Consider the following 14,282-nt stretch of genomic DNA (forward strand, 5'->3'; position numbering starts at 1 on the left):
GCTCAGTTCTGCTCGCTTCTTTCAGTTCTGCTCGCTCAGCCGAACCACCGTCGCGGACGCGACGACCGCGTGGCCCCGGGTGGTGAGGTGCTGGAAGTCGCTGGCGTACACGTCGTCCTGAGCCGCGGCCGGGTGGGTTCCGAAGTCGATGTGAAGCGTGCCGTTGCGTTCGGCGACGCCGCCCACGATCGCGTACAGCTCGTCGAGCTGGGCCTTCAGCGGCGGCTTGAACTCGTCGGGCAGTAGCCCGGAGCGGGTGATGTCGAACAGGCCCATGGTGACCACGGTCGCGCCGCTCTCACGCAGCGGCCGCACGATCTGGTCGAGCTCGGCGGCGACCCCGTCGAACGAACCGCGTAGCAAGTCGTTCCCGCCACACAGCACCACGGCCAGATCGGGCTCGAACTCCAGCGCCGGCTTCACCTGCCGGGCTCGCACCTCCCGGGCGAGAAGTCCCTTCTGGCCGAAGTTCTTGGCCCGTAGCCCGGGCTGCGACAACAGCAGACTCTCGCTCAGCCAGTCGAACCACGACTTGTCCGGGTACCCCTGGACCACTTCCCGGATACCCGCGGCGTGGCTGTCACCGAGCACCGCCAGACGCTTCCAGGGAGCCTTGGCGAGCAGGTCGCCGGCGCGGGTCAGGTCCTGGGTGTAGAGGTCCTGTGCGATGTTGTCGCTCAACGGACGGTCCCTTCGGTGGCTGGCGTCGCCTCGCTGCGAGGCGCCGGTGCGGGCACGTACTTCGGGAAGTGGAATCCGGCGCTGGCCGCGGCCGCCGCGAGCGCGCACAGGCCGCAGACCAGGTAGACGAGCTGGTAGCCGGACAGGCCCGGCCGGGCGGCGATGATGGCCGTCATGGCGGCGATGCCGAGGGCACCGCCGACCTGGCGGCAGGCGATGTTCATGCCGGTGGCGCTGGCGAACTTGACCGGGCTGGCCGACATCACCGCGGCGACCGAGAGGCTCCACGACATCAGGCCGATACCGAAGCCGATGACGAAGCTCAACGGCAGCCAGAAGGCCGTGAAGTGCGGGTTCTCGGGCAGGAAGATCCAGCAGAACACCCCGACCGCGAAGATCGTCAGCGAGCCGACGACCGAGATGACGCGGGGTCCGACCCGTTCCCCGACCCGCGAGGCGATGATCGCGGTCACCGACGCCACCAGAGCCCCTGGGCTCATCGCCAGACCGGCCTTCAGCGTGGAGTAGTGCCACTGCTCGGTCAGGACCAGCACACCGACCAGCAGCCAGGTGAACAGGGCCGCGCCGTAGACCATCGCGGCGAGGTTGGCGCGCAGGAAGGTGCGGTTGCGCCACAGCGTGGTCTCGACCACAGGGACGGCGTGCCGGGTGGAGCGCAGCAGCACGAAGGCAACCAGGACCGGGCCGAACCCCAGCGCCAGGAGGGTGGAGAGGTTGCTCCAGCCCCATTCCTCGCCCTTGGTGGCGCCCAGCACGGTCAGGCCCACCCCGAACACCAGGATCACCGTGCCGATCGGGTCGGGCACCCGCCCGCCGCGCAGGCCGGTGCCGATCAGGCGCCGGCCGGCGACGAACAGGACGATGCCGATCGGCACGTTGATGAGGAAGAGCGAGCGCCAGCCCACCCATTCGACCAGGACGCCGCCCAGACCCGGGCCGATGGCCGCGGCCAGGGCGCCGGCGGCGCTCCACAGGCCGATGGTCTTCGTGCGCTGGGAGGAAGGGGTGTCGGTGAGCACCACGGCGAGTGAGGCCGGCACCATCGCGGCCGCGCCGATGGCCTGTAGGCCCCGGCCCACGACCAGCACGTCGAGGTTCGGCGCGAGGGCGCACAACAGCGACATCACGGTGAATACCGCTACACCGGAACAGAACAAGGCCCGCCGACCGATCACGTCGGAGAAGCGGCCGGCCGGTGCGAGCAGGGCGGCGAACACGATGGCGTACAGCGTGATCACCCAGGAAATGCCGCTCAGGGTGCCGGCGGGGGTGTCGCCGGGAAAGTCACCGGCGAGCGAGGGGACGGCGAGGTTGGCGACCGTCGAGTCGAGCATGGCCAGGAAGGTGGCACCGGCGGCGAGAACGCCCGTGGTGCGGGAGCCTGTTGTTCGGGAGCCCGCCGTTCGGAAACCTGCTGTGGACACGAATCGCACCTTCCCCCGGAAATAGCGAACGATCGTTTGCCAACCCGAACTTATCCGCGCACCACCCGCGCGTCAACGAATCGGGCGAAACCGCTCACAGACCCGCAGTCTCGCGCAGCAGCCGGACCGTGCGGTCGCGGGTGTCGGCGTCGCCGAGCTGCACGGCCTGGTTCAGGGACAGGCCCAGGGCGATCAGCAGGGCGGCCGTGTCGGGCACGTCGCGGGGCAGCCGGTGGCCCGCCGCCACCGCCTCGGCCAACTGGGCCCGCAGGAAGTGACGCCACTGCCGGGCCGCCTCGACCATGTGGTCACGCAAGGGCCCGGACTGCCCGTCCAGCTCGAAAGATGCGCTGGTGAGCAGACATCCGCCACGGAACGGACTGTTGACCAGGTAGTCGGTCCAACCCTCGACGATCACCCGCAGCCGCCGCTCCCCCGGGCCCAGGTGCAGGGCCAGGGCCGGGTCGACGACCCGCTCGCGCAGCGCGGCCACCCCGAGGTCGAACGCGGCCAGCAGCAGGGCCTCGCGGGTGCGGAAGGGCCCGACGACGCCCGCCTTGCTCATGTTCAGGGTGGTGGCGATACCCCCCAGGGAGATACCACCGGCACCGTGCACGGACATCTGCTGCACGGTCTCGGCGAGGATCGCACGGCGGGTCTGCTCGGCTCCGGCCACTGAACTACGGGACATGGCAACCATCTTAGCGACCGATCGTTCGCCCAGAGGCGAAGGTCAGGCCAATTGCGCCAGATGCCGACATGGTCCACGATCAAATTGTTGACAATGTTGTCGACGATCTCTGGAGGCTTCATGCCTGGAACTCATCATCCGCCACCCGGCTCACGGGCCCGTGAACTCGTCACCGGCGCCTACGACACCCATGTCCACGTCGCGCCCGACGTCATGGCGCGGCGGATCGACGACATCTCCCTGGCCCTGCGCTTCCGCGACGCCGGGCTGGCCGGTTTCGTGCTCAAGTCGCACTACCTGCCCACGGCCGAGCGGGCCCAGGTGGTGCGGGCGGTCGTTCCCGGTGTCGACGTGCTGGGCGCCCTGACGCTGAACGCCTCGGTGGGAGGGCTGAATCCGGTGGCGGTCGAGCTGGCCGGGCGCAGCGGTGCCCGCATCGTCTGGATGCCGACGGTGGACAGCCGCAACCAGCGCGAGAGCCAGACCCGGGCTCCGCAGGGCGCCACTCCCCCGATGTGGGCGCAGGTGCAGGCCGAGCTTGCCGAGCAGGGCATCATGGCGCCGCCCGTCGACGTCGTGGACCCCGACGGCGAGCCGGTGACGGCGCTGCGCCAGGTGCTCACGCTGATCGCGAAACACGACATGGTGCTGGCCACCGGGCACCTGTCCGGGGCGGAGATCCTGACCACGGTGCGGGCCGCGCACGAGGCCGGGGTGCGGCGGATCGTGGTGACGCACCCGGAGTTCACCTCCCAGCAACTGTCCGTCGCGGCCCAGCGCGAGCTCACCGCCTACGGAGCCCTGATGGAGCGCTGCTTCACCACGCCGCACAGCGGGAAGATCACCTGGGACCTGCTGTACGAGCACATCCGGGAGGTCGGGCCGGAGCACTCGATCCTGTCGAGCGACCTCGGGCAGCCGTTCAACCCGCCCGTCGAGGACGGTCTCGCCCTGATGGCCGACCAGTTGCTGCGTAACGGTTTCCATGAGGACGAGGTGCGGGTGATGGCTGTGGAGAACACCCGCCGGACCGCTCTCGCGAAGGGCCCCGCATGAGCGACCCGGGAACCGGTGCGTCCACACGGGGCCGGACCCACGGCATCGTGTTCACCACCCAGGCCACGATCGACCGGAAGGGGCCGGCGGCGCAGGCCTTCCTGCGGCGATCGCCCGGGGCGAGAGGACGATCGACGGTGATCCGGCCGAGGTCACCGTCCTGCTCGGGGACGACCTGGACTCGCTCGCCCCGATGACGGTCACCGGGCTCGTCCCGCTGTGGCAGGCAGAGGTGCCCCCGGACCCTGCACCCCGGGTCACCGGCTACGACAAGGCTGCTGCGTTCCACCAGGAGAGCGGCCTGATCGAGTCGCCGCCCGCGTTCGCGTCGCGGGTGCCGGAATCCTTGGTCGTACAAGCGCTCGAAGGGGCGTGAGGGCAGCCGGTCAAGGGCTCGGGGATGGGCCCGGGCCGGCTCCGGTGACGGCGGTCAGGAGGTCACCGCTCAGGTGTACACATGGCACACCTGGTACACGTCCGGTGGCCTTCTCACCGGCCTCCTCTCCTGCGCTCCCGGGGCTCTCGAGGGTCCTGATCAAGATTGTCGGTGGGCGGCGCTACGTTCTGGGATGTGAATCAGGACCCCCGCTGCCTGCGCGCCGGCCATACAGCTGCCCTCCTCCCGTCTTCCCCGTCCCACCGGCCCGGGGAGTCCCGATGAGCCAGATGACGGCGGGCAGGGTGCTGTCACGCGAGGAGTACGAGCAGGCGATCGGGACCGCCCGCGCCGCCTCGAGCCTCTACTACGGCACCGGCGAGGCGGCCGACGCCGCGCTCGACGAGGCCGCCGAGGTGACGGTGCTCGACGACGCCACCTACGACCAGCTGGTGCGCGACATCGCGGTCACCGAGGCCGAGCACCCCGACTGGCGGGTGGAGGCCTCGCCGACTCAGGTGGTGGGCGGTGACGCCGGCGACGTGGAGCACTCCGCGCCCATGCTCAGCCTCGACAACGTGTTCTCGGCCGACGAGCTGGCCGAGTGGCACGCGAGCCTGGGCAAACGACTGGGCCGGGCCCCGCGCTACGTGGTGGAGCCCAAGCTCGACGGCCTGGCCCTGGCCGCCCGCTACCGGCAGGGCTCGCTGGAGCAGCTGATCACCCGGGGCGACGGCGTGCACGGGGAAGACGTCACCTTCGCGGCCGCGGCCATCGCCGGGCTGCCCCAGCAGCTCGCGCAGCCACTGACCCTGGAGGTGCGTGGTGAGGTGATGCTCACCGACGCGCAGTTCACCGCGGCCAACGAGTTGCGCCTGGCCAACGGCGACAAGCCGTTCGTGAACCCGCGCAACGGGGTGGCCGGCGCACTGCGGGGCTCGAAAGACCGCACCTACGTCATCCCCATGACGTTCTTCGCCTATCAGGTGCTGGCGCTGCCGGGTGCCCCTGCGGGCACGGGACCGGATGCGGACAGCGACTATTCGGCGGCGATCGCCCTGCTCGGTGAGCTCGGCGTCTCCACCGCCGCGACCTCGCCCGCGCAGATCGCGGTGGTCGACACGATCGAGGCCGCGCAGGAGTACATCGACTCGCTGCTGGCCCGGCGCGCCGACCTCGGCTTCGGCATCGACGGGGCGGTGATCAAGGCCGACTCGCCCGCCGACCGGGAGCAGGCCGGGTCCTCGTCGCGGGCACCGCGGTGGGGCATCGCGTTCAAGTTCCCGGCCGACTCCCGGCTGACCACGCTGGAAGAGGTCATCTGGCAGCTCGGCCGCACCGGGGTGATCACGCCCCGGGCCCGGGTGAAACCCGTTTTCGTGGGCGGCACCACGGTCACCTACGCGACGCTGCACAACCCGAACGACCTGGCCCGGCAGGGTCTGATGATCGGCGACACGGTGATGGTGCTGCGGGCCGGTGAGGTCATCCCGCGCATCGAGGGGGCCGTCGTCTCGGCCCGTACCGGGGCCGAGATCCCGATCGAGGCACCGCAGATGTGCCCGAACTGCGGCAGCGAGATCGACCGTTCGCAGGAACGGTGGCGGTGCACCCGGGGCCGCCAGTGCGCTCTGCCGCAGTCCATCCGCTACGCGGTGGCCCGTGACTGCTGGGACATCGAATCGGTCGGCGAGAAGCTCGTGCGCCAACTCGTCGACAACGGCCTGGTCACCGACGTCGCCGACGTGTTCACCCTCACCGAGGAACAGCTGCTCACCCTCGAGCGGATGGGGAGAACCAGCGCCGCGAAAGTGCTCGCCGAGGTCGAGAAGGCCAAGGCCCAGCCGCTGGCCCGCACCCTGACCGCGCTCGGGGTGCGGGGTACCGGCCGCTCGATGAGCCGCCGTATCGCGCGGTACTTCGCCACGATGGATGCGATCCAGGCCGCCGACGCCGCGGCCTTCGAGGAGGTCGACGGGATCGGGCCGGAGAGGGCACCGGTCATCGTGGAGGAACTGATCGAGCTCGCCCCGGTGATCGCGAAGCTGCGGGAGGCCGGGGTCTCGATGACCGAGCCGGGTGCCACCGGGCGGGTCGTGGCCGAGGAGGACGAGGCCGGTGAAGCCGGGGAGGCCGGGGAGGCCGGGCCTTCGCTGCCTCTGACCGCCGAGAACGGCAAGCCGATGAGCGTCGTGGTGACCGGCAAGATGAGTGGGCCCCTGGCCGAGCTGTCCCGCAACGAGATGAACGAGCTGATCGAGCGGGCCGGGGGCAAGTCCAGCGGCTCGGTCTCGAAGAACACCGGCCTGCTGGTCGCGGCCGAGGAGGGCTCCAGCAAGTACACGAAGGCGCAGGCTCTCGGCATCCCGATCGAGAGCCCCGACCAGTTCGCCGAACGGCTGGAGGGGTTCCTGTAACGGGGTCGGTCGAGGGCTGATCGGGGTCGGTCGAGAGCCCGCCAGGGGCTCGTCAGGGCTCGTCAGGGCTCGTCAGGGCTCGTCAGGGCTGGCTCGGCGCGGGTCCCGGCGCTGGCTCGGCGCTGGTCCCGGCACTGGTCCCGGCACTGGTCCCGGCACTGGTCCCGGCACTGGTCCCGGCACTGGTCCCGGCACTGGTCCCGGCGCTGGTCCCGGCGCTGGTCCCGGCGCTGGTCCCGGCACTGGTCCCGGCACTGGTCCCGGCACTGGTCCCGGCACTGGTCCCGGCACTGGTCCCGGCCACCCGGCCTCGGCCCTCGCGCTTGGCCACGTACAGCTGCCGGTCGGCCTCGGCCGGCAGCAGGGCCAGGTCGCTGGCGGGGCCCTGGTGCAGGCCCAGGCTGACCGAGATGGTCATGCCGGGAGCCACCTCGTCCCAGGGGTAGTCACGCACGGCCTTCACGATCGACTGCGCACGGCTCTCCGCGACGTTCTGGCCGTCCTGCGCCATGACCACCACGAACTCGTCACCGCCGAGGCGGGCGGCCAGATCGCCCGAGCGCACCTGGGCGGACAGCACCGAGCCGAGGCGGCGCAGCACCTCGTCGCCCATGTCGTGGCCGAACGAGTCGTTGACGGCTTTGAAGTGGTCGATGTCGATCATCATGATCACCAGATCGGGCGGGCGCCGGGCCCGGCGCCGGATCCGGCGGTCCTGGCCGGGCCGCGCGGCGGTGACGGCCAGCGAACGCCGGATCCGGTCCAGGTAGGCGGTGTACGCGCGGCGGTTGCCCAGGCCGGTCAGGTCATCGACGAGCACCTGGTCGCGCAGGAACTCGTGCTCCACCCGGCGCCGCTCGGCGTCGATGGCCGCGCGCATCGACGTGAGCCGGCTGAGGCGTGAGTTCCAGCGCAGGGTGATGAGTTCCTGGGCGTAGGTCAGGGCGGCCGGCGGAGTCTGCGGGCTGTGGGCCGCGAGGTTCAGGGCGAGCAGCCGCAGGTGCACGGGAACGTTGGGACCGATGACACCCGCGCAGGCCTCGGCCAGCCGCGATGCCCGGGCCTGGTCGCCCGCCTTGTGAGCGCGGATCGCGTCGGCGACCGAGAGCATGGCGATGTTGGCGTCGGCGGCCGGTTTGCGGGCCTGGAGCACGACCAGGGCGCGGTCGGCCGGTGAGGACATCCCCGCCAGGGCGGCGAACAGGTCCGCGAACGCGTGGATCATCGCCTGCCAGGTCGGCGGCCAGTCCGGCGTCAGGGGCCGCAGGACCTCCGGCAGCCGGCGCGCGGCCGCTCTCCGGGCACCGTCCCAGTCGCCGATCTCGGCCTGGGCGCAGGCGTCGTCGAGGGACATGTCCATCCCGTTGGCGTGCACGACCCGACGCTGACGTCGCAGCACGTCGGCCCAGACCGGGTCGTGCTCGCCGGCGAACAGATCTTCGAGCAGGGCGAACTGCTCGTACGCCATGGCCCAGAGCCCGAGGGCGTGGAAGGCGCCCGCGACCTCCAGGTGGGCGGCGACCCGGTGCACGACCAGGCTGTCGGTGTCGTCCAGCAGCACGACGGCCCGCACCAGCGGTTCGGCGCCGGGCGCAGGCTCGGGCAGCGCCGATCGGCTGTCGGCAGCACGCTGCGCGGTGGTGGCCAGGGCCAGGGCCAGCAGCGCCGGATCACCCAGGCGGCGGGCCGCCTCGAGCATCGTCTCGACGTGTTGCGAGTCGTCCTCACCGGCGTCCCGCGCCGCCAGCGAACGGGCGAAGTGCAGCAGGAACACGACGTCGTCCCAGCCGTGCGTGCGTGCCCGGGCGTCGAGCCGGGCCACGTCCTCGGTGACGTCATGGTCCTGCGCGGCCTCGACGATCTCGTAGGCCTCACGCAGGGCGAAGTCGTGCTGCCGGGCCAGCGGCTCCCCTGCGGCGTCGGCCGGGATCACGCGTGTCGCCTCCCCCAAGATCGTCGCCGTGCCGCCCCTGCAGCCCATCATCGGCACGATCGGCCCCGGGGCAAAGGCCGGTCAGGGCTTTGGCTCGGCCCGGCGCCGGCTCGCCCGGCTCGCCCGGGTCGCGCCCAGCGCCCAGCCCACCAGGACCGGCTGGAAGACCAGCCGCACGGCGCGTTTGGTGTCGGTGTCCAGGCCGAAGCCGTCTCGGTGCTCGGTGAACTGGGCGATGTTGCCGGGGAAGACGGCCACGAAGAACGCCGCGGCCAGCAGTCCCACCCGGGCCCGGTTCGGCTGGTGCCAGGCCGTCAGCAGGGCCGCACCCAGCCCGATCTCCACCGCGCCGGAAGCCAGCACCACGGCGTCCGGATCGACCGGGAACCACGACGGCACCTGCGCCTGGAACTCCTGCCGGGCCACGGTCAGGTGCGAGACACCCGCATAGGTCAGGAACCCGCCGAGAGCCGCCTGGGCCAGAGCCCTACCGGAAATCTTCACCGATCCTCCAGAATCCTCGGAATAGAACGTTCTGTCTACCATAGAACCCGCTACCGGAATCGGCACGGTGGGGTCACTCGGCGCTCGGGCCCGACCGACCCCTGGCGCGCGGGCCGTTCTCGATGTGATGGTCCTGAGCAGGTTCTGTCCTCGATGAACGGAGATCCCATGACCGTCACCGACTTCGCCACCCGCGTCCGCCGCCGGGAGACCGTGGTCGGGTACTGGATCCTGCTCGACGCGCCACCGGCGACCGAGCGCATCGCCGCCCTGGGGTACGACTACGTCGCGATGGACGCCCAGCACGGCCTGTTCGACTACCGCGGCCTGCTCAACGGGCTCACCGCCATCGACGCCGGCGGTAGGTCGGCAGGGGTCGTGCGGGTAGGCCAGAACGGCCCCGCCGAGATCGGCCGGGCCCTGGACGCCGGGGCCCGGGCGGTGATCGTGCCGCTCGTCAACACCGCCCAGGACGCCGCCGGCGCGGTCGCGGCCGCGCGGTACCCTCCCCACGGCATCCGCTCGTACGGGCCGATGCGCTCGCTGCTGCGGATCGGCCCGGAACCGGCCCGGGCGAACGAGTCCGTGGCCGTGCTCGCGATGATCGAGACGCCACAGGGCCTGGAGAACGTCGAGGAGATCGCGGCGACGCCCGGTCTGGACGGACTCTACGTCGGGCCCTCCGACCTCACCCTGTCGATCGGGGGCGCCACGTCGACCGATCCGAGGGTGGCCGGCGAGTTCGAGAACGCCCTGACCCGGATCCGGAAAGCCTGCGAGGCGAACGGTCTGGCAGCGGGGCTGCACACCGGGGCGGGCGACGTCGCGGCCCGGCGTATCGCCGAGGGCTGGACGGTGCTCACTGTGGCCTGCGACCTGGTGCACCTGGAGACCGCCGCCCGCGACCATCTCGCCGTCGCCCGGATGATCGGTGACTAGACCTGCCTGACAGCGCTTTTCATGACTTACTCGGGAACCGAGACCAGCGTCCAGCGCGGGCGTCGCGCGTCCTGCGCCGGACGGGCCGGGCGATCGGTCCCGGTGCTGCAGTTCAGGCAGCTGATCACGCGTCGCTTCGGCTCGGCCGGCAGCAGGCCGACCGGGACCGGGGCGGACTGCAGAACGGCGGCATGCTCGAGGCAGACGGCGCCGCCACAGGAGCGGCAGTACGCGACAGCCGGGTTCTTCGTGTCTGAGATCAGGGCGCAGTCGAGACAGTGCATGGATGAATCTCCTTCAGGAATGGGGATACTGGAAGGGCCACCGATGGCGGCAGAGTTTTTGGGGAGGGCAGAACGGGGATGCACGCAGAGTGGGAATGCTTCCTGTTCGCGGCGTCGACGCCGCGGAGACAGAGAAGCCAGGAGCGGTACATCCCCCTGACGACCGCCACTGAGGAAGCTACATGCGCCCGGCCGGATCGGCCACCTTCAGCACGGGAATTCCGATTCCGTGACGTCATGTGCCGATGGCGCCATGCCCCGAAGGGACCTTCCCCCGACCATCAAAGAATCTACCTGACAAGACTTTTCGCGTATCCATCGACACAGCAGCGCGACTCGCCGGATCCGGCCCGATAGTGATCAAGGCCACTCCTACCGGACGCTGAACCTCAGCTGCTTAGATTTGTCATCACAGTAGAAGGCCGCCTCGGATGGGACACCCGTGACCACTGAACACCTCATCGGATCAATCAGCGCCGACCAGCCCCTCCTGGTGGTCGCGGTGAAGGAGGAGGCACAGTTCCTTCCCGGCGACCTGCCGGTCCTGATCACCGGCATCGGCAAGGTGCACACGACTCTCACCCTGATGACGGCCCTGGCCGCCGGCGTCCACCCGTCGTCCCTGGTGAACCTCGGCACCGCCGGCGCCCTGCGCCCGGGTCTGAGCGGGGTGCACGAGGTGAGCACGGTGATACAGCACGACCTGGACACCGCTCTGCTGCGGACGCTGACGGGCGAGACCTACGGTGCGCCGGTCGAACTCCCCCACACCGGTGGTGTGACCCTGGCGAGCGGGGACTCGTTCGTCGCGGACGGCGTCCTCAAAGACTCTCTGGCCCTACGCGCCCATCTGGTGGACATGGAGGGATACGCGGTAGCCGCGACGGCGCAGCGGCTGGGCCTCCCGGCGCGGCTGGTCAAGATCGTCAGCGACGACGCCGACGAGGGCGCCGCGAAGAGCTGGCCCGTCACCGTGGCCGAGTGCGCCCGGGCGCTGGCCGACTGGGTGGCGCGCGAGCTCTGAGGTTTCAGGGGGCGTCGGGGCGCAGTTCGACGGTGAGCAGCAGCTCGAAACAGTTGCCCCGGGCCAGGCTCGTCACCCCGAGGTTGGCCCGGGTGCTCGCCCCGGCCGCTCCGAACACCTCGGCCAGCACGTCGCTCACGCCCTCGCCGACCTCGTTGTGCCGGTCGAAATCGGCCGTGGACGTGACGTACCCGACGGCCTGGACGGGTGCCAGCACGTGATCGAGCGAGCCGACGGCCAGCCGGATCATGCCCAGCGCATTGATCGCGGTCTTCCGGGCGGCGGCGTAGCCCTGCTCCACGCTCAGACCATCACCCAGGCGACCGGGGTGAAAGACCGTCCCGTCGCGGTCTTCCGGGGTCATGCCACTGAGGACCAGCAGGGAACCCGTGCGGTGGAACGGTTTGAGGGTCTTGCCGTAACGGCTGCCGTAGGGCGGGTTCGCGTAATCGGGGATGCGGTGCTCGAGTCGGTCCGCCCGCGCGTCGGGGCCTGTGGTCACCATGGGCCGAGAGTACTTCAGGCTGTGCCCCCCGGGAATGACCGGGGGACACAACCTCTCAGCACTGTCAGGCCAGGGTTGCGAGCGCCTGGTTCAGCGTCGCGGACGGGCGCATGACCGCCTCGACCTTGGCCGGGTCGGGCCGGTAGTAGCCACCGATGTCGACCGCGTCGCCCTGCACCGCGAGCAGTTCGGCGACGATGGTCTCCTCCTGCTCGGCCAGGCTCTTGGCCAGGGCCGCGAAGAGCGAGCCCAGTTCGGTGTCGTCGGTCTGCGAGGCCAGCTCCTGGGCCCAGTACAGGCCCAGGTAGAAGTGGCTGCCACGGTTGTCGAGCTCACCGGACTTGCGGCTCGGCGACTTGTTCTCGTCGAGGAACGTGCCGGTGGCCCGGTCGAGCGTGTCGGCCAGCACCTGGGCGCGGGCGTTCTGCGTGGTCTGCGCCAGGTGCTCGAAAGAGACAGCCAGGGCCAGGAACTCACCGAGACTGTCCCAGCGGAGGTGGTTCTCCTTCACCAGCTGCTGCACGTGCTTGGGTGCGGAGCCACCGGCGCCGGTCTCGAACAGGCCGCCCCCGTTGATCAGCGGCACCACCGACAGCATCTTCGCGCTGGTGCCCAGCTCGAGGATGGGGAACAGGTCGGTCAGGTAGTCGCGCAGCACGTTGCCGGTGACCGAGATGGTGTCCTGGCCCTGCCGGATGCGTTCCAGCGAGTACGCCGTCGCCTCGACCGGGGACATGATCTTGATCGTCAGTCCGTCGGTGTCGTGCTCGGGCAGGTACTCGTTGATCTTCGCGATCAGGTTGGCGTCGTGGGCCCGGGCCTCGTCCAGCCAGAACACGGCCGGGTCGCCCGTGGCCCGGGCCCGGCGCACGGCCAGCTTCACCCAGTCGCGGATCGGCACGTCCTTGGTCTGGCAGGCCCGCCAGATGTCGCCCTCGGAGACCTCGTGCTCGAGCAGCGCGGTGCCCGAGCCGTCGACGACGCGCACGGTGCCGGCGGTGGGGATCTCGAAGGTCTTGTCGTGGCTGCCGTACTCCTCGGCCTTCTGAGCCATCAGACCGACGTTCGGCACCGAGCCCATGGTGGACGGGTCGAGGGCCCCGTTGGCGCGGCAGTCGTCGAGGACGACCTGGTACACACCGGCGTAGCTGCTGTCGGGCAGCACCGCGAGGGTGTCGGCCTCCTGGCCGTCCGGGCCCCACATGTGACCCGAGGTGCGGATCATCGCGGGCATCGACGCGTCCACGATGATGTCGCTGGGCACGTGCAGGTTGGTGATGCCGCGGTCGGAGTCGACCATGGCCAGGGCCGGGCCGCTCGCGAGCTCCTCGTCGAAGCTCGCCTTGATCGCGTCACCCTCGGGCAGCGCGGCCAGGCCGTTGAGGATGGCCCCGAGACCGTCGTTGGGTGTCAGGCCCGCGGCCTTGATGACCTCGCCGTACCGCTCGAAGGTCTTCGGGAAGAAGGCCCGCACGGTGTGGCCGAAGATGATCGGGTCGGAGACCTTCATCATCGTGGCCTTGAGGTGCACGCTGAACAGCACGCCCTCGGCCTTGGCCCGGGCGACCTGGGCGGCGAGGAACTGGTGCAGCGCGGCGACATCGAGGCGGGTGGCGTCGACGACCTCACCGGCCAGCACGGGCACCGACTCGCGCAGCACGGTGACCGTGCCGTCGGGGGCGACCAGCTCGATGCGCAGCGTGTCGTCCTTCGCCAGGACCACGGACTTCTCGCTGGTGCGGAAGTCGCCCGCACTCATCGTGGAGACGTTGGTCCGGGAGTCGGAGCTCCACGCGCCCATCCGGTGCGGGTGCTTGCGGGCGTAGTTCTTCACCGAGGCGGGTGCCCGGCGGTCGGAGTTACCCTCACGCAGCACCGGGTTCACGGCGCTGCCCTTGACCTTGTCGTACCGGGCGCGGTGGTCACGCTCGGCGTCGGTCGTCGGGTTGTCCGGGTAGTCGGGCAGGTCGAAGCCCTGCTCCCGCAACTCCGCGATCGCCGCCTTGAGCTGCGGGATCGACGCGGAGATGTTCGGCAGCTTGATGATGTTCGCCTCGGGACGCGTGGCCAGCTCACCGAGCTCGGCCAGGGCGTCGTCGAGCTGCTGCCCCTCGCTCAGCCGGTCGGCGAACGAGGCGATGATGCGGCCGGACAGGGAGATGTCCCGGGTCTCGATCGCCACACCAGCCGTGCCCGCGTACGCCTGCACGATCGGCAGTAATGAGTACGTGGCGAGGGCAGGTGCCTCGTCCGTGTGGGTGTAGATGATGGTGGAAGCGTCGGCCAACGCTGGCTCTCCGTCCTTCGGATGCGGTCATTCGAGAGCGCACCCGCGCAACGGCGCGCGCAGGTACAACATCCCTGGGCGACCATGAGCCTACGACTTGCAGCCTGCACATGGTCACCGAGGCTCACGTGCCGTGGGTC

The 14,282-nt window shown here is 70.4% G+C and carries 12 protein-coding genes and 2 pseudogenes; 5 read left to right on the forward strand and 9 right to left on the reverse strand.

Annotation, left to right across the window (positions count from 1 at the left end; genetic code table 11):
* Positions 1-21: 21 nt before the first annotated feature.
* From QSK05_RS29325 to QSK05_RS29335, 3 genes are all read right to left on the reverse strand, one after another.
* The gene (locus QSK05_RS29325) at positions 22-681 is read right to left on the reverse strand and encodes an SGNH/GDSL hydrolase family protein (RefSeq protein ID WP_285600609.1); all 660 of its coding nucleotides are present in this window, start codon (positions 679-681) and stop codon (positions 22-24) included.
* Positions 678-2,126, reverse strand: a complete 1,449-nt coding sequence (locus QSK05_RS29330; protein WP_285600610.1) for a DHA2 family efflux MFS transporter permease subunit — start codon at positions 2,124-2,126, stop codon at positions 678-680. The genes QSK05_RS29325 and QSK05_RS29330 overlap by 4 nt, the downstream gene beginning before the upstream one ends.
* Before the next feature lie 94 nt (positions 2,127-2,220).
* Positions 2,221-2,817, reverse strand: coding sequence for a TetR/AcrR family transcriptional regulator (locus QSK05_RS29335; RefSeq protein WP_285600611.1), 597 nt, complete (start codon positions 2,815-2,817; stop codon positions 2,221-2,223).
* A 120-nt stretch (positions 2,818-2,937) separates the two neighbouring features.
* Between QSK05_RS29335 and QSK05_RS29340 the strand changes: the two genes are divergently transcribed.
* From QSK05_RS29340 to ligA, 3 genes are all read left to right on the forward strand, one after another.
* Positions 2,938-3,873, forward strand: a complete 936-nt coding sequence (locus QSK05_RS29340; protein WP_285600612.1) for a DUF6282 family protein — start codon at positions 2,938-2,940, stop codon at positions 3,871-3,873.
* A gap of 193 nt (positions 3,874-4,066) precedes the next feature.
* Complete coding sequence (locus tag QSK05_RS29345) at positions 4,067-4,249, forward strand: hypothetical protein (RefSeq protein WP_285600613.1); 183 nt, start codon at positions 4,067-4,069, stop codon at positions 4,247-4,249.
* Positions 4,250-4,530: 281 nt separating this feature from the next.
* Positions 4,531-6,666, forward strand: a complete 2,136-nt coding sequence (gene ligA, locus QSK05_RS29350; protein ID WP_285600614.1) for an NAD-dependent DNA ligase LigA — start codon at positions 4,531-4,533, stop codon at positions 6,664-6,666.
* A gap of 62 nt (positions 6,667-6,728) precedes the next feature.
* Here the strand turns inward: ligA and QSK05_RS36700 are convergent.
* The 3 genes and pseudogenes from QSK05_RS36700 to QSK05_RS29360 all read right to left on the reverse strand — a co-directional run.
* Positions 6,729-6,902, reverse strand: a pseudogene (locus tag QSK05_RS36700) (hypothetical protein); the annotation flags it as partial.
* Positions 6,903-6,976: 74 nt separating this feature from the next.
* Positions 6,977-8,650, reverse strand: a pseudogene (locus QSK05_RS29355) (sensor domain-containing diguanylate cyclase); the annotation flags it as partial.
* Positions 8,651-8,680: 30 nt separating this feature from the next.
* Complete coding sequence (locus tag QSK05_RS29360; protein WP_352303036.1) at positions 8,681-9,145, reverse strand: DoxX family protein; 465 nt, start codon at positions 9,143-9,145, stop codon at positions 8,681-8,683.
* A gap of 126 nt (positions 9,146-9,271) precedes the next feature.
* Here QSK05_RS29360 and QSK05_RS29365 point away from each other — a divergent pair, with 126 nt between their 5' ends.
* Positions 9,272-10,042 (forward strand): HpcH/HpaI aldolase family protein, encoded by a 771-nt coding sequence (locus tag QSK05_RS29365; protein ID WP_285600617.1) that lies wholly within the window; start codon positions 9,272-9,274, stop codon positions 10,040-10,042.
* A 26-nt stretch (positions 10,043-10,068) separates the two neighbouring features.
* On the opposite strand, the gene QSK05_RS29370 is transcribed toward QSK05_RS29365, so the two are convergent.
* Positions 10,069-10,326, reverse strand: a complete 258-nt coding sequence (locus QSK05_RS29370) for a hypothetical protein (RefSeq protein ID WP_285600618.1) — start codon at positions 10,324-10,326, stop codon at positions 10,069-10,071.
* Positions 10,327-10,768: 442 nt separating this feature from the next.
* On the opposite strand from QSK05_RS29370, the gene QSK05_RS29375 reads away from it, so the two are divergent.
* Positions 10,769-11,350, forward strand: a complete 582-nt coding sequence (locus tag QSK05_RS29375; protein WP_285600619.1) for a nucleosidase — start codon at positions 10,769-10,771, stop codon at positions 11,348-11,350.
* Between the two features lie 4 nt (positions 11,351-11,354).
* Here QSK05_RS29375 and QSK05_RS29380 read toward each other — a convergent pair whose 3' ends face one another.
* Both QSK05_RS29380 and QSK05_RS29385 read right to left on the reverse strand, forming a co-directional pair.
* The gene (locus QSK05_RS29380; RefSeq protein WP_285600620.1) at positions 11,355-11,855 is read right to left on the reverse strand and encodes a RidA family protein; all 501 of its coding nucleotides are present in this window, start codon (positions 11,853-11,855) and stop codon (positions 11,355-11,357) included.
* 64 nt (positions 11,856-11,919) lie between these two features.
* Positions 11,920-14,142 (reverse strand): NADP-dependent isocitrate dehydrogenase, encoded by a 2,223-nt coding sequence (locus QSK05_RS29385; RefSeq protein ID WP_285600621.1) that lies wholly within the window; start codon positions 14,140-14,142, stop codon positions 11,920-11,922.
* Positions 14,143-14,282: the final 140 nt, after the last annotated feature.

Origin of the sequence: Kineosporia sp. NBRC 101731, from assembly GCF_030269305.1 — a bacterium.
Lineage (GTDB): Bacteria > Actinomycetota > Actinomycetes > Actinomycetales > Kineosporiaceae > Kineosporia.